Below are 14397 nucleotides of genomic sequence, written 5' to 3'. Positions count from 1 at the left end.
GTCTGAAAAGTCATGATTGGAAACTGGGCGCTCGCGGCGGAAAAGGGCGGTGGTGCCTGGAGGCGGATTCGAACCACCGACACGCGGATTTTCAATCCGCTGCTCTACCAACTGAGCTATCCAGGCGAGATGTCCGCTCGCGGGAGGGCGGTCTATAGGCGAGGCCGTCAGGGCTGTCCAGCCGGTTGATCAGTCTTCGTCGTCGTCGCGCACGCCGTCGTCCGGCTCGGCCGGAATCGCATAGCCACCGGTGAACCAGCGCTGCAGATCGACATCGGCGCAGCGCTTGGAACAGAACGGTCGATACTCCGGCTTCATCGGCCTGGTGCGACAGATCGGACAGAGAGCGGCGGTCGTCATGCGGGGTCGATCCTGAACTGTCCCGGTGCAGAAGAAGAGTCGATGATCAGGGCTGCGCGAGGCCCCAGAGCGGCAATGAGCGGCCGTGCCGCATCGGCCACCTGCGCATTGCAGGCAGCTATGATCTGCGGTGAGCCCGTGTCCAAGAGGACGGCCCGCCGCAAGGCGCGAGTCATGTCGACCGCCGACCGCCACACAGGTCCATCCTGTGCCAATCGCTCCTCAAGCGGCGTCCTGCGCCACGGCAAGGCCAGTTGCAGGACCCCGAACCGGTTGACCGGCCCGTAGACGATATCCTTGTCGGCGCCGAAGGCCGCTCGCGCATCGGCCATTATCGCAGCGCCGTCGTGCCCCACGCCGATCAGGTCGATCGCCACCAGACCGCCCCAACTCTTCAGCCGGATCAGTCGGGCCGCCTCGATCAGCCCGTGTCGATTGGCGATATCCCTGGCCCGACCGCCCTTGCCACGTCCGGCACCGGGGGCAAGGTCCAGATCCACAGCGATCAGGGCCCGCGTCCGCTGAACACAGACATCAAGACCGATGTCGCCGAACAGCCCCCCGTCTCCAAGCGCCTCTTCCTCGGCCTCCAGCCCGGCCTGGATCGCGGCCAGCCCCCGCACCGGCACCTGTCCCGGAGCCAGCACATCCAGAATCTGTTCGACCGACGGCCCGCCGGCCAGCAGCCTGGGCTCGCCCTCCCCTGCCGCTAGACCACGCAGGGTCGGTCCCTTGCCCGCCCGGGGTTCGGCCGTGACCTCGACCTCGAGCTTCTGGCCGACGGCCAGCGGCGCGCCTGGGCCGAACGGCAGGAAACCCAGCGGCGGTGCGGCCCCCAGATCGACGAACGCCCCTTTCATGCCGGGCTGAACATCCACGATCCGCCCCACGCTGCGCGCGCCCAGCCGATGCTGCGCGACGTCCCGGTCGCTCTGGATGATCAGATGTTCGAACCGTCCGTTCCGGACCGCGACACCCCGGGTCTCGCCGGGTGTGTCGTCCAGATAGATCGCGATCCCGCTCACGACGCGCGCAGCCCGGCCCCGGCCAGCAGATTGACGGTCTCATACAGCGGCAGGCCCATAACCCCGTGATGGCTGCCCACAATCTGGCGCACGAAGGCCGAAGCCGCGCCCTGAATGCCGTAGGCTCCGGCCTTGCCCCGCCAGTCGCCGCCGGCGACATATGAGGTGATCTCGGCCTCCGACAGAACCTTGAAGGTCACGCGCGTCTCATTGACCCGATACGTGACCTTGCCGTCCCGCACCACCGCTACCCCGGTGAACACACGATGGTTGCGACCGGACAGCAGTTTCAGGAATCGTGTCGCCTCCGCCCCGTCTGACGCCTTTTCCAGAAAGCGCCGCCCCACCGCCACAACGGTATCGGCGGCCAGAACGACGGCATCGGGATGCCGTTCGGCCACGACCTCGGCCTTTGTCACAGCCAGCCGCTGGGCCAGACGCCGGGGCGTCTCGTCCTTCAGAGGGGTTTCGTCGATATCGGCGGGGTCGATAAGGTCGGGCGTGAAGCCGGCCAAGGCCAGCAGTTCCACACGCCGCGGGCTGGACGAGGCCAGCACCAGTTCGGGACGGCTCATCCGAGCCCGTCCTTACTTGAAGCGATAGGTGATGCGACCCTTGGTCAGGTCATAGGGGGTCATCTCGACCAGTACCTTGTCTCCGGCCAACACGCGGATGCGGTTCTTGCGCATCTTGCCGGCGGTGTGAGCGATGATCTCATGATCATTGCCTTCGAGCAGCACACGGAACGTCGCGTTCGGCAGCAGTTCGCTGACGACGCCGGGAAACTCGAGCAGTTCTTCCTTAGCCATGCGGCCTCTCGCGCCCTTGAATACGAATCGAAACCCACGCCGGACGAAAGCGCGGATCGTAAGGAGCGGGCCTAATGCCTGAAAATCCGGCGGTAGTCGAGGCTACCCCCGCCGGTACAGCGCCGTCACCAGTGTGAACAGTCGCCGCGCGGTCTCATGGTCGATGGCGATTTTGCCGTCCAGCCGGGCCTTCAGCAGCTCGGCCCCTTCATTGTGCAAGCCGCGCCGGCCCATATCCACAGCCTCGATCTGGGCAGGCGAGGTACCGCGCAGCGCCTCATAATAGCTGTCACAGATCAGGATATAGTCGCGGATCACACCCTTCAGCGGCGTCAACGACAGGCCGTGCGCGCGTGCGAAGTCTGGTCCCTCGATGTCGAACACCAGCTTGGTGTCCAGCAGCGACAGCTTGAGCCTGTACGGCCCACTCTCGGCCCCCGCGGGTTCGAAACTGTTCTTCTCGACCAGATCGAAGATGGCTACGCGCCGCTCGTGCTCGATCTCGGCCGTGGCAGCCGGCAGGGAGACCGGGTCCAGATCGACAGAGCTCAGCCGGTGATCGCTCATTTCGCAACCATCTTCTGACCTTCCGGCTCATCCGACGCATGGGTCGGGGCCAGTCTGGCGGGCCAGCGTTCCGACAGGTCTGTCAGAACCGCATCCAGACATTCGACATCGACCCGCAAATCACCACCGCCCGCAAACATGAGAATGACCCGCCCGCCCGGCGCGGCCTCCGGATCTTCATCGGGCATGAAGTCCATGGCTAGAAGCTCCAGTGCCGCGTCCGGTGACCGGTGCAGGCGACGGCTCTTGACCGCGATCACATCGCCAAACTGCATCGCGGCCATCACCCGCGTGCCACCGCATTCCCAGCAGAACCGGCTCAGCGCCAGTGTCAGCGTTCGCGCCCCGCGCTCCCAGACGATGTCCACGGGCCGCATGATCGCATCCTGCAGGGCGGCGGAGATGATCTGCAGGTCGTCGGCATCCTCGGCCAGCAGGCGCAGAGGCTCGACCGGAGCCTTGGCCGCCGGTACCCCCTCTACGGTCGCGTTCCCTGTTTCGAGAACCTGCGCCTCAATGGTCATGCTCTTCGCCCTTGACCCTGCGGATGTCGGCTCCGCAGGCGGTCAGTTTCTCTTCCAGTTTCTCGAACCCACGATCCAGGTGATAGACCCGGCCCACCGTCGTCTCACCTTCGGCGACAAGACCGGCGATCACAAGACTGACCGAGGCTCTCAGGTCCGTCGCCATGACCGGCGCGCCCCGCAGGGTCGGCACCCCGGTCACCACTGCGCTGCCCGCATGGACCGCGATGTCCGCCCCCAGCCGCGCCAGTTCCGGCGCGTGCATGAAGCGGTTCTCGAAGATGTTTTCCTGGATGGTGCTCTGCCCGTCCGCCGTGGTCATCAGGGCCATGAACTGGGCCTGCAGGTCGGTGGCGAAACCTGGATAGACTTCGGTCGTCAGATCGACGGCCTTCAGGCGCTGGGCCGGGTCTCGCTTGACGATCACTCCATCGTCGGTCGGCGTGATCCCGACACCCGCCTCGATCATCTTGGTCGTCAGCGCCTGCATCAGATCGGCGCGCGCCTTGGTCAGGCGCACTTCACCGCCCGCCATGGCCGCCGCCACGGCATAGGAGCCCATCTCGATCCTGTCAGGAATCACCGACCAGGTCGCGCCGCCCAGGGACGCCACGCCCGTGATGGTCAGGACGTCGGTGTCGATCCCCTCCACCTTGGCCCCCATCGCCGTAAGACAGCGGGCCAGGTCGCCGATCTCCGGCTCGCGCGCGGCATTCCTCAGAACCGTCGTGCCGTTGGCCATGACAGCGGCCAGCAGCGCATGCTCCGTCGCCCCGACCGAGACGATCGGGAAGGCAATCTCCGCGCCCTGCAGACCCTTGGGCGCACGTGCGGTGACATAGCCTTCATCCAGTTCGATCTCTGCCCCCAGCGCTGTCAGCGCCTGAAGATGCAGATCGACCGGCCGCGCCCCGATGGTGCAGCCGCCTGGCAGCGACACCTTGGCCTCGCCCGTCCGCGCCAGCAGCGGCCCCAGCACATTGAAGCTGGCCCGCATCTGCCGCACCAGATCATAGGGAGCGAAGGTCGAACTGATGCTGGCGCCGTGGAACAGCGTCTCCTGCCCGTCGGCGCCGTCCCGCTCAGTCACCTCGACGCCCAGCGCCTTTAGCAACCGGCCCAGAAACTTCGTGTCCGCCAGACGCGGCATGTTCTTCAGCAGCAAAGGCTGATCCGTCAGAATCGATGCCGCCATCAGCTTCAGCGCCGAATTCTTGGCCCCGCTGACGGGAATCGTTCCGTTCAGGCGGTTACCGCCCTGAATGACAATACTGTCCATGAAATCTCTGTGTCTGCCCTGAAGGCCAGGGCAACGGCCAAGGCGGATCGGCTATCTAGCGCGTCCGCCCCCTTTTGCGAAAGGGCGCGGCGTCAGCGGGCCGATGACATTCAGTTGCGCGGCTTTTCCGGTCGGGACGCGGTCGCCGCCGCCTTGCGCCGCTTCAGATTGTCCCGCAAGGCCGTAGCCAGTCGCTGCGCTCGGGGCGTGGCCGTCGCCTTGCTGTTCCTCAATCGTCCATCGGCCCGCTCGGACGCGGCATCAGAGACGGGAACTGCAGACGCTGGGGAATCAGGATCGGCCATGGGACGATCAGACCCTTGCCGCAGCTTTTTCGCAAGCGACCGAATTCGGGGCTTCCCCCCGCCCTTTCCGTTGGCTATAGGCCCCCTTCCTCAGTTCGGGCCGCCGTAGCTCAGTGGTAGAGCGCATCCTTGGTAAGGCTGAGGTCGAGAGTTCGATTCTCTCCGGCGGCACCATCTGCAGACATCGACGGGGCCCGGCTTGTGAAAGCCGGGCCCCGCTGACGTTCTGGCACAACAACTCTGATCAGGCCTTGGCGTTATCGTTGATGGACGCATCCGCGATCGTCGTCAGGTCCAGATCGGTCTGCGATTCTTCCTGCAGGGTTTCGTCCAGCAGCTTGGCCGCATCCTTCATGCCCAGCTCGTTGGCCCAGCGCTTCAGTGTGCCGTAGCGCGTGATCTCATAGTGTTCGACGGCCTGGGCCGCCGCCAGCAGGCCGGCGTCCAGTGCGGGCGAGCCCTTGTATTCTTCCATGATCTCGTCGCCTTCGGCCAGGATGCCTTCGATGGCATCGCAGGTCTTGCCGCGCGGGGCCTTGCCCAGGATCTCGAACACCTGTTGCAGGCGTTCGATCTGGCCTTCGGTCTGGTCTTTATGCTTCTCGAATGCGGCCTTCAGTTCGGGCGACTGGGCGGCGCGGGCCATCTTGGGCAGAGACTTCAGGATCTTGCGCTCGGCATAATAGATGTCCTTCAGCGTATCGTGGAACAGGTCGTTCAGGGTCTTGTCGGCCATGGGGTGTCTCCGTTTGGGGGTACCCTCACAACCGGCCTGAACCCGGTCCGTTCCTATGTCCAAACATGGACATTGGCGCTGACACCGACTGTTGGCGGACAAACAAAAAGGCCCGATCCTGCGACCGGGCCTCCAACTATTCTGCGGCGGTGACGGCCGGCTCTACAGCCAGTCGTTGACCAGGCGGACCACCGGGTCGCGCCACCCGGTCTTCGAAACGCAGGGCGCCCTCCGGCGTCTGACGACCGGGAAAGGCATAGCCGAAATCGCTGAAATAATTTCGTCCCAGCCCGTATCCGCGTCCGTACCCGCCATAGCCGCCATACGGATAACCGTAGCCATAGCCGTTCTCGACCTGACGATAGCTCAGGTTCAGCCGGCCATTCTCGCCAATCGGCAGGGACACCGCCGCGCCATAGCTGCGATAGCCGCCGGTACCGAAGCCGACATCGACCTCGCTATGCACCTTACGGTCGTCCATCAGGCGAAAGGAGTCGCTGGAATAGGGCTTCTCGTCCGGCGACCGCGCCGCGATCCAGCGATCGATCTGCTCGTCCGTCGTCAGGCCGTGAGCCTCCGACGCCTGCTGGGCCGCTCCCTGGGCGCTGGGCGCTATCGGAGCGGTCGCTGTGGCATCCAGAGAGACGGAGGTGGCGGGGGCCGTCGAGATGACGCCGTCCGGCTCATCGCCCACGGACGGGCTGACCGCCAGGGTCGCCGCCATCATGAGGGTCGTCATCAACATCCGGCCAACTCCTGTACAAGGACCACCTTAGCGCCAATTGCGGCCAAGGTCAGGCCCTGCCGTCGCCGCGCCCCAAAGGATCGGGCAGCGCCTCGCCCTCGGCCACGAAGGTCAGGGCGACTGAGTTGATGCAATAGCGCAGGCCGCTGGGCGGCGGACCGTCGGGGAAGACATGGCCCTGATGGCTGTCACAGCGGGCACAGCGAGTCTCCGTCCTCACCATGCCATATGACCGGTCGGTGATCGCCTTCACATGCGCCTCATCGACCGGCTCACTGAAGCTGGGCCAGCCCGTGCCGCTCTCGAACTTGGTGCCCTGTCTGAACAGCGGCAGGCCGCATTCGCGGCAGCAGAAGATGCCGACCCGCTTTTCGCCCAGCAGGGTTCCGCAGAATGGTGCTTCCGTCCCGTGGGCTAGCAGCACGCGGCGCTCCTCCTCGTTGAGGTCCGCCTCCAGCCGCGCCCGCTCGGCATCGTCGGGCGGCGTCAGGTCATAGCCGGAGGGAGACAGGTTGGCAGCGTCGGGGGCGAGGTTTGTCATGCAGCCCAAATAGGAAAGGCCGGACCGGGGTTCCACCCCTGCCCGGCCTCACCTGCAGCGCAAGCCGCTAACGACCGCGTCGTCGGCGTTAGTGGTCCAACATGGGTTACGCCCCGAACAGCGTCCCGACCCAGGCCCGGACGGCATTCTCGTCGGTCGGATTACCCGTATAGGCCAGGCCCTCGGCAGGCGTGTAGGGCTGGTTGTTGGCCCGCGTCCGGCCCGTCCAGGCCTTGTGGCCATAGCTGAGCTGCGCGTAGTTCGAAGGCAGGCGCTCCACCGTCGGATCGATGAAGATCGAATCGGTCGCCGTCGTCGAACCCGCGATCCGCACGTTGGGAAGCTTGCTCAGCAGATCCAGCGTATCCAGACAACCGCCCGAGCAGCCGGCATCCACCAGGACGATCACAGGGCCCTGCACCGGGTTGGCAGCGCCGGTGTCCGCAGCCAATTCAGGTCCAGTAAGGGTGAAGGTCGTCTGGCCCGCAGCGATCGCGGCATCAAAGGCGGCCACGATCTCCAGCGTTTGAGCGATGATCTGCGGGGCCTCGGCGACAAAGCTCGGGTCCGCCTGCATCCGCCCGACCGCAGCAGCATACCAGTCGCGGTTCCCTTGGGTGGCGCGATAGGTGATGGCTCCGGCCGCGGGCTGACGGCTGATGGTGAACTCGGGTGTCCAGATGCGATTGGCCAGGCCATAGCCGCGACGAGTGGAGCTGTTCACCGACGTCCCTGAGGCGGCCCGCAAGTCGATGACCAGTCCCTGCGGCCCACGCAACGTCTCAAGCTGAGCCTCTACTTCCGCGTTGAATGCATCCCAACCAGCCCCATCGTCGAATGAGTGGACGTTTACCCACGGTCTCCCATTGACGGTTTCAATCGACAGTGGCGTTGCCGGCGGCATGTAGACAGTGGCACGGTAGGCGGCCTCCAGCCCGGCGGGCGTAACCGGTACCGGGCGAATCTGGAATTCACGCGGACGCCGGTTATTGCCGACCTGGAAGTTGCAGGTCGCAGGCACACCCATCGTGAACGGATTGTTGCGGTTCCAAAGCAGGTAGGGAGCCGAGGTGACCCGCCCCGCTTCGGTGTCCAGATTGCCTTCCCAGCGATCAAGCTTGGCACGCGCGAGATCCTCGGCGCTGGTGCCACCACAATCCACCAGCGTGGCTCCCAGAGGCGGCGTACCGCGGACGCCTTCCTGAATGTAAGTGACGACATATTTGCCACCACGCCAACCCGTGGTGAAACCGGGCCAGCTGGTGCCGAAGTACGGACCAAGACCTTCGTAGGTCGGACGGATCGAAATGTTGGAGTCGCGGAACCCTGCACCGTAATAGCGCAGCAGATAGGCATGGCTGTCGCCGCTGTTGACACGATCCGCCTGACCCAGCGCATCCGCCAGACCCGCATCGATCCAGGAACGGAAGGTCTCGCTCTGTGCGCCCGGCAGGGCGGCTGCGGGGTGGTTGGCCGCCAGTTCATCATGCGCGGCCTGCAGGTCCTGACGGGCCAGGGCACGGAAGTCTTGCGCCACGACGGGCGAGACCCCCGCGGCCAGCGTCAGGGCGGCGGCGGCGGTAAGGGTGAGCATGCGGGTCATCAGGTCTTGTCTCCGGGCCGATGGACGGGGGTGGCAGGGTTAAAGCGTATCGCGGCGGGGCTTGCCAACCCTGCATTCGGCAACGCCACGCCTGCCACCTCGGTTTACTCCGCGCGAAACGCGCCCTAATCGGGACACGTTCCCCACGGCCAGCCGCGCGGCGGCCTGAACCCGGAAAGCTTGATGTTCTCGAAAATCCTGATCGCCAACCGTGGCGAGATCGCCGTCCGCATCATCAAGACCGCCCGCAAGATGGGCATCCGGACAGCACTCGTGCACTCTGACGCCGACACGGGATCGCTGGCCTATGAGATGGCGGACGAGACCATCCACATCGGCCCTTCGCCTGCGGCCCAGTCCTATCTGATCCAGGACAGGATCGTGGACGCCGTGCGGCGTTCGGGCGCAGAGGCGGTCCACCCCGGCTTCGGCTTCCTGAGCGAAAACCCCGTCTTCGCCCGGCGGCTGGAGGCCGAGGGCATCACCTTCATCGGCCCCAACCCCCATGCCATCGAGGCCATGGGCGACAAGATCACGTCCAAGAAGTTCGCTGCCGAAGCCGGCGTCTCCACCGTGCCGGGCCACATGGGCCTGATCGAAACCCCCGACCACGCCGTCGAAATCGCCCGCCAGATCGGCTATCCGGTCATGATTAAGGCCAGCGCAGGCGGCGGCGGCAAGGGCATCCGCGTCGCCCATTCCGACGCCGACATGGCCGAAGGCTTCGCTGCCGTGAAGGCCGAGGCCCTGACCGCCTTCGGCGACGACCGCGTCTTCCTGGAAAAATTCATCGTCGATCCGCGCCACATCGAGATCCAGGTTTTGGGCGACAAGCACGGCAACATCGTCGGCCTGTTCGACCGCGAATGCTCGATCCAGCGCCGCAACCAGAAGGTCATCGAGGAGGCCCCCTCCCCCCTGCTGGACGACTCGACCCGCAAAGCGATGGGCGATCAGGCCGTCGCCCTCGCCCGCGCCGTGAACTACGATAGTGCCGGCACAGTCGAGTTCGTCGCCGGCCAGGACCGCAGCTTCTTCTTCCTGGAGATGAACACCCGGCTTCAGGTCGAACACCCAGTCACCGAACTGATCACCGGCGTCGATCTGGTCGAACAGATGATCCGCAGCGCCGCCGGCGAGCGCCTGCCCTTCGCCCAGGATGACCTCGGCATCAACGGATGGGCCATCGAAAGCCGCATCTATGCCGAGGACCCGTACCGAGGTTTCCTCCCCTCGATCGGCCGCCTGGTCCGCTACGAACAGGCCGAGGAAGGCGAACACGAGGGGTCGACCGGCCCCTATGTCGTGCGCAACGATTCCGGCGTCCGCGAGGGCGACGAGATCAGCATGTTCTACGACCCCATGATCTCCAAGCTCTGCGCCTGGGCCCCCACCCGCGCCGGTGCGGTCGAAGGCATGGCCCGCGCCCTGGAGGACACCTACCTGAACGGCGTCGGCCACAACGTGCCTTTCCTGGCCGCCGTAATGGATCAGGAACGCTTCAAGTCCGGCAATCTGTCGACCAGCTATATCGTCGACGAATTCCCCGACGGCTTCCACGGCCTGCCTGCCGGTCCGCTTCAGCGCGACATCATGGTCGCCAGCGCCGTCGCCATGCATGAAATCCTGTCCGAACAGGCGGGCGATCCGTCGGACCGCACCGACTGGGTGGTCATGATCGACCGCGACCCGATCGGCGTCAGCCTGTCCTATGACGATGACGAGGCCCTGACGCTGGACCTGGCGGGCGAGGACCGCGCCCTGAGCCTGTCCGACATCGACTGGCGGCCCGGACAGGCCCAGTTCCGCGCCATTCTCGACGACACCCCCTTCACCGCCGAGGTCCGCCGCGTCGCCGACGGCTTCGAGATTCGCAGCCGCGCCACCAAGGCCCGCGTCCGCGTCCTGACCCCGCGCCTGGCCGAACTGTTCGCCCGCCTGCCGGAAAAGGTCGCCGCCGACACCTCCAAACTGATCCAGTCCCCCATGCCCGGCCTGGTCGTCGCCATCCCCGTCTCGCCCGGCCAGGTGGTCAAGACGGGCGAGACCGTCGCCATCATCGAGGCCATGAAGATGCAGAACATCCTCAAGGCCGAGCGCGACGGCGTGGTGAAGGCGGTCAGCGCGGCGGCGGGAGATCCTGTCGCGGCGGACGATGTGCTGGTAGAGTTCGAATAGCCCCTACCGCGCGTTCAGCAGGTCCGACCACCGCCAAGACCCGGTCCCCAGCGCCACGCGCGGTCCGCCGCGGGCGTCGCTGAAGGCGATCAGGACCATGCCGCGCATACGCTGGCTCTTGCAGGCGGCGGGCGCGAAGGCGACTTCCAGGGCGATGGCCTGACGCACGCCGGCCAGGCCTTCGCCCTCCTCGCCCTGCGTCTGCACCCAGCGACCGTTCCACAGCAGGGGCGTCCGGCCGGTGCCCGCAATGCCTTGCGCCTGCGCCACCGCCTGACGCACCTCCGGGTCGGTCCGCAGGGCATCCTGAAGTCGCTGAACCATGTCGCAGCCGCCATTGCCGCTGCCCTCGCCGGTGCCCGAGCCACTGCCACCCTGCCCGCCCGACAGGCCTGACCCTGCCCGCGTCGCCCCGGCCAGTTCCGACTCGCCCAGTGTCACCATCGGCGCGGGCGAAGGCTCGCGGGGTGCCGGCAGTGGCCTGACCTCTGGCGGTGGCGGGATCGGCGGAGGACGGCGCGGGGCGGTGGCACGAACGCGAGTCACGGGCGCGGGTGGTGCGGGGGCCGGAGCCGAGGCGGCGGACGACGCCTCCTCTGTCGCCGTATCGGGCGGGGGTGGAGGCGGCGGGACCGGCGCGGGCACAAGCGGCGGCTCCAGCGTCACCATCACCACTGGCGGCTCGACCCTATCCGGTACCTTGGGCGGCAACAGCAGCATCAGCCCCAGCGGGACGGCGTGCGCCGCCACGCTGGCGACCACCGCCCACGATGTTCGTGACCGCCGCCTGCGTCGTCCTTGAGTTGTGTTTGAGGAAACTGGGGCCAATGGCACTCCACAACATCGAATACCGATGGTCGTCCGAGCTTGCGCATTCAGTATCGCAATCCAGACCTGTGATCGCGTTCAGATCATTGGCTCGCGTCAGGATCGTGGCGAACAGCATTATTCATGCGTAACCCCGCTCAGCGTATGGTCAAGCTGACATGTTCTGGCCCTTTAGTGGTCATGACCACGCCCCGAGCTTCACTTCACCGTAACATGCGCGTGATGACCAGGGATACCGCGCCCCCTATTCAGGAGTTCAAACTTGACCCGATCCACCCTCAGGACCGCAGCGATCACCGGCGTCGTACTCGCCTTCGGCGTCGCGGCCAGCGGCTGCGCCAGCCACCGTTTCGTTCGTGAACAGACCGCCGTCGTCGATCAGCGGGTCACCGCCGTCGACGGCCGCGTGACCGAGGTCGCCGGCACCGCCGGCGAGGCCTTGCGTCGCGCCACCGACGCCCAGAAACTGGCCGAGGGCAAGTTCCTGTACGAGGTCGTTCTCTCCGACGACTCGGTCAAATTCCCGGTGAACGCCGACACCCTGTCGCCCGAGGCCGAGGCCCGTCTGGCCGAGCTGACCCAGCGCCTGCGCACCGAAAACCGCAACGTCTATCTGGAAATCCAGGGCTATACGGACGCCACCGGTGACGCCGGTCGCAACCGCGAACTGGGCAATGCCCGCGCCGAGGCCGTTCGCCGCTACCTCAGCCAGAACGGTGTCGCCCTGAACCGCATGGCGACCATCTCCTATGGCGAGGACCAGCCCATCGCCGACAACTCGACCCGCGAAGGCCGCGCCCAGAACCGCCGCGTCGCAATCGTTGTGCTGAGCTAGGACCTCACCCCTCTCGTCGTATGCCGACGAGAGGCCAGGATCACGGCCTCAGGGCCGTGATGGAAGGGGCGGCGCGTTTGTCCGCGTCGTGTATTGGGCCCAGTATTGTCGCCCCTTTCTCTCCTCCCGGATCGGCATAACCCCAATGCCGTGCGTCGCCCCGAGGGCGTGTAATTCCGACCCTGATATGCTGGTCCCTCTCGACTCCTGTGTGGAGACACTCGCTCCTTCGGCATGCGCCGAACAGGCGACTTGATCGAGCTACGTCCGCAAGTGACGCATCTATGTGGCAGCGTATTTCATCGCTGGCGGGGGTCTTTGAAAACTGCATCCTGACAATCGGCCCGCTCCTGTCGGCAGCAAGATCAGGCCCTATGTCAGTTCGTTCAGGTTGGACCCTATCTGGAAAATGTCTCCACTTCATTTTCTGAAGAGCGATGGAGACATTTGCCCTTCGATCACCATCCACAGCCTATCCCCTGTCATATCGCCGATCGGTCGGAATACGTCCCCAGCTGACCCATCATGACGCTATGGGTTTGCGTATGAACGCCCTGGCTCCCCTCAGCTTTCCGTCGCCGCTCGACAATCCATCGGTTACGGTCATGCCTCACAACCTTGAGGCCGAGCAGGCGCTGCTGGGTTCGCTGATGTTCGACAATGCCGTGTTCGAGCGGCTGTCGGACCGCCTGCGGGGCACCCATTTCTATGAGCCCTTCCACCAGCGTCTGTACGACGCCATCGAGGATCACATCCGTCAGGGCATGCTGGCCGAGCCCACCATCCTGATGGAACGGTTCAAGCAGGACCCGGCGTTTCAGGAGTTCGGCGGCCTGCGCTATCTGGCCGACCTCGTCGACCGCGCTCCGCCCGCGGCCAATGCCCCCGACTACGCTCGCGTCGTCTATGACCTGGCGCTACGCCGCGACCTGATCCGCATCGGCGGAGAGATCATCCATCAGGCCCCGCAGCCCGAAACCCCCGCCATCGACCAGATCGAGGGGGCCGAGGCACAACTCTATTCGCTGGCCGAAACGGGCAAGCCGTCATCCGGCTTCGTCAGCTTTTCCAACGCCCTGTCCGGCGCGGTCCAGATGGCGGCGGAAGCCTATCAGCGCGACGGCAAGCTGGCCGGCCTGGCCACAAATCTGGATGATCTGGACGCCAAGCTGGGCGGCCTGCACCCCTCGGACCTTTTGATCCTCGCGGGTCGTCCGTCGATGGGCAAGACGGCGCTGGCCACCAACATCGCCTTCAACGTGGCCCGCAACTATCGCTGGGAGCCGACGCCAGAAGGACGCAAGACCGTCTCGGGCGGGGTCGTGGCCTTCTACTCACTGGAAATGAGCGCCGAGCAGCTGGCCATGCGGATTCTGGCCGATGCCTCTGGCGTCTCGTCCGACAAGCTGCGTAAGGGCGAGATCAACGCCTCGGATTTCGGCAAGATCAGGGACGCCGCCGTCGAGATCGGCGAAAGCCCCCTTTACATCGACGCCACCGGCGGCCTGTCCATCGCCAAGCTGGCCGCCCGCGCGCGTCGGCTGAAGCGGATGGAACACGGCCTCGATTTGATCATCGTGGACTACCTGCAACTGGTCACCGTCGGCGAAGGCGGCAACCAGAAGAACCGCGTGCAGGAAGTGTCGGAGATCACCGGCGGCCTCAAGGCCCTGGCTAAGGAATTGTCCGTCCCCATCATCGCCCTGTCGCAGCTGTCGCGTCAGGTCGAGCAGCGCGAGGACAAGCGGCCGCAACTGTCCGACTTGCGCGAATCCGGCTCGATCGAGCAGGACGCCGACTGCGTCATGTTCGTCTACCGCGAAAGCTACTATCTGGGCCGGGCCGAGCCGCGCGAGGGCACCGAAGAACACCTCAAGTGGCAGGAAGACATGGACCGGCTGGAGCACCAGGCCGAGGTCGTCATCGGCAAGCAGCGCCATGGTCCGATCGGCATCGTCAAACTGTCCTTCGACGCCGATACCACCAAGTTCGGCAATCTCGCCCAGGGTCAGCAGTACGACAGCTACGGCGACTAAGAACGCCGGTCTTGACACCCTGCCGG

The 14397-nt window shown here is 65.6% G+C and carries 17 protein-coding genes and 2 tRNA genes; 5 read left to right on the top strand and 14 right to left on the bottom strand.

Features of this window, described 5'->3' with window-relative positions; all coding sequences use genetic code 11:
• Positions 1-50: 50 nt before the first annotated feature.
• The 9 genes from ACE3TH_RS09830 to ACE3TH_RS09790 form a co-directional block, all read right to left on the bottom strand.
• Positions 51-126, bottom strand: a tRNA-Phe gene (locus ACE3TH_RS09830).
• Between the two features lie 63 nt (positions 127-189).
• Complete coding sequence (locus ACE3TH_RS09825; protein WP_374599573.1) at positions 190-360, bottom strand: DNA gyrase inhibitor YacG; 171 nt, start codon at positions 358-360, stop codon at positions 190-192.
• The gene (locus ACE3TH_RS09820) at positions 357-1385 is read right to left on the bottom strand and encodes an RNA-binding protein (protein WP_374599572.1); all 1029 of its coding nucleotides are present in this window, start codon (positions 1383-1385) and stop codon (positions 357-359) included. The genes ACE3TH_RS09825 and ACE3TH_RS09820 overlap by 4 nt, the downstream gene beginning before the upstream one ends.
• On the bottom strand, positions 1382-1960 hold the full coding sequence (locus ACE3TH_RS09815) for a nucleoside triphosphate pyrophosphatase (RefSeq protein ID WP_374599571.1): 579 nt from the start codon (positions 1958-1960) through the stop codon (positions 1382-1384). The genes ACE3TH_RS09820 and ACE3TH_RS09815 overlap by 4 nt, the downstream gene beginning before the upstream one ends.
• 12 nt (positions 1961-1972) lie before the next feature.
• Positions 1973-2194: a translation initiation factor IF-1 gene (infA, locus tag ACE3TH_RS09810; RefSeq protein ID WP_013269122.1), complete on the bottom strand. Its 222-nt coding sequence runs from the start codon at positions 2192-2194 to the stop codon at positions 1973-1975.
• A 102-nt stretch (positions 2195-2296) separates the two neighbouring features.
• Positions 2297-2761: a UPF0262 family protein gene (locus tag ACE3TH_RS09805; protein ID WP_374599570.1), complete on the bottom strand. Its 465-nt coding sequence runs from the start codon at positions 2759-2761 to the stop codon at positions 2297-2299.
• Positions 2758-3285 (bottom strand): DUF2948 family protein, encoded by a 528-nt coding sequence (locus ACE3TH_RS09800; RefSeq protein ID WP_374599569.1) that lies wholly within the window; start codon positions 3283-3285, stop codon positions 2758-2760. Before ACE3TH_RS09800 ends, ACE3TH_RS09805 begins: the two co-directional genes overlap by 4 nt.
• On the bottom strand, positions 3275-4564 hold the full coding sequence (murA, locus tag ACE3TH_RS09795) for a UDP-N-acetylglucosamine 1-carboxyvinyltransferase (protein WP_374599568.1): 1290 nt from the start codon (positions 4562-4564) through the stop codon (positions 3275-3277). Before murA ends, ACE3TH_RS09800 begins: the two co-directional genes overlap by 11 nt.
• 110 nt (positions 4565-4674) lie before the next feature.
• Entirely contained in the window at positions 4675-4869 is a 195-nt protein-coding gene (locus tag ACE3TH_RS09790) for a hypothetical protein (RefSeq protein ID WP_374599567.1), read from the bottom strand.
• A 99-nt stretch (positions 4870-4968) separates the two neighbouring features.
• On the opposite strand from ACE3TH_RS09790, the gene ACE3TH_RS09785 reads away from it, so the two are divergent.
• A tRNA-Thr gene (locus ACE3TH_RS09785) sits at positions 4969-5043 on the top strand.
• Positions 5044-5113: 70 nt separating this feature from the next.
• Here the strand turns inward: ACE3TH_RS09785 and ACE3TH_RS09780 are convergent.
• The 4 genes from ACE3TH_RS09780 to ACE3TH_RS09765 form a co-directional block, all read right to left on the bottom strand.
• Positions 5114-5605 carry a ferritin-like domain-containing protein gene (locus tag ACE3TH_RS09780; protein WP_374599566.1) on the bottom strand — a complete coding sequence of 164 codons (492 nt, stop codon included), beginning with the start codon at positions 5603-5605 and terminating at the stop codon, positions 5114-5116.
• 136 nt (positions 5606-5741) lie between these two features.
• A complete protein-coding gene (locus ACE3TH_RS09775) occupies positions 5742-6350 on the bottom strand; it encodes a hypothetical protein (protein WP_374599565.1) in 609 nt (202 codons plus the stop codon).
• Between the two features lie 49 nt (positions 6351-6399).
• Positions 6400-6891 carry a peptide-methionine (R)-S-oxide reductase MsrB gene (msrB, locus tag ACE3TH_RS09770; protein WP_374599564.1) on the bottom strand — a complete coding sequence of 164 codons (492 nt, stop codon included), beginning with the start codon at positions 6889-6891 and terminating at the stop codon, positions 6400-6402.
• A gap of 106 nt (positions 6892-6997) precedes the next feature.
• Positions 6998-8494 carry a hypothetical protein gene (locus ACE3TH_RS09765; RefSeq protein WP_374599563.1) on the bottom strand — a complete coding sequence of 499 codons (1497 nt, stop codon included), beginning with the start codon at positions 8492-8494 and terminating at the stop codon, positions 6998-7000.
• A 183-nt stretch (positions 8495-8677) separates the two neighbouring features.
• On the opposite strand from ACE3TH_RS09765, the gene ACE3TH_RS09760 reads away from it, so the two are divergent.
• Positions 8678-10672 (top strand): biotin carboxylase N-terminal domain-containing protein, encoded by a 1995-nt coding sequence (locus tag ACE3TH_RS09760; RefSeq protein ID WP_374599562.1) that lies wholly within the window; start codon positions 8678-8680, stop codon positions 10670-10672.
• A 3-nt stretch (positions 10673-10675) separates the two neighbouring features.
• On the opposite strand, the gene ACE3TH_RS09755 is transcribed toward ACE3TH_RS09760, so the two are convergent.
• Entirely contained in the window at positions 10676-11116 is a 441-nt protein-coding gene (locus tag ACE3TH_RS09755) for a hypothetical protein (protein WP_374599561.1), read from the bottom strand.
• A gap of 82 nt (positions 11117-11198) precedes the next feature.
• Here ACE3TH_RS09755 and ACE3TH_RS09750 point away from each other — a divergent pair, with 82 nt between their 5' ends.
• From ACE3TH_RS09750 to ACE3TH_RS09740, 3 genes are all read left to right on the top strand, one after another.
• Complete coding sequence (locus ACE3TH_RS09750; RefSeq protein WP_374599560.1) at positions 11199-11474, top strand: hypothetical protein; 276 nt, start codon at positions 11199-11201, stop codon at positions 11472-11474.
• A gap of 288 nt (positions 11475-11762) precedes the next feature.
• The gene (locus tag ACE3TH_RS09745; RefSeq protein ID WP_374599559.1) at positions 11763-12335 is read left to right on the top strand and encodes an OmpA family protein; all 573 of its coding nucleotides are present in this window, start codon (positions 11763-11765) and stop codon (positions 12333-12335) included.
• Between the two features lie 545 nt (positions 12336-12880).
• The gene (locus ACE3TH_RS09740) at positions 12881-14371 is read left to right on the top strand and encodes a replicative DNA helicase (protein WP_374599592.1); all 1491 of its coding nucleotides are present in this window, start codon (positions 12881-12883) and stop codon (positions 14369-14371) included.
• The last annotated feature ends 26 nt before the right edge of the window (positions 14372-14397 follow it).

Origin of the sequence: Brevundimonas sp., from assembly GCF_041919755.1 — a bacterium.
Classification (GTDB): Bacteria; Pseudomonadota; Alphaproteobacteria; order Caulobacterales; family Caulobacteraceae; genus Brevundimonas.
This window is presented reverse-complemented; position numbering and strand designations above follow the sequence as displayed.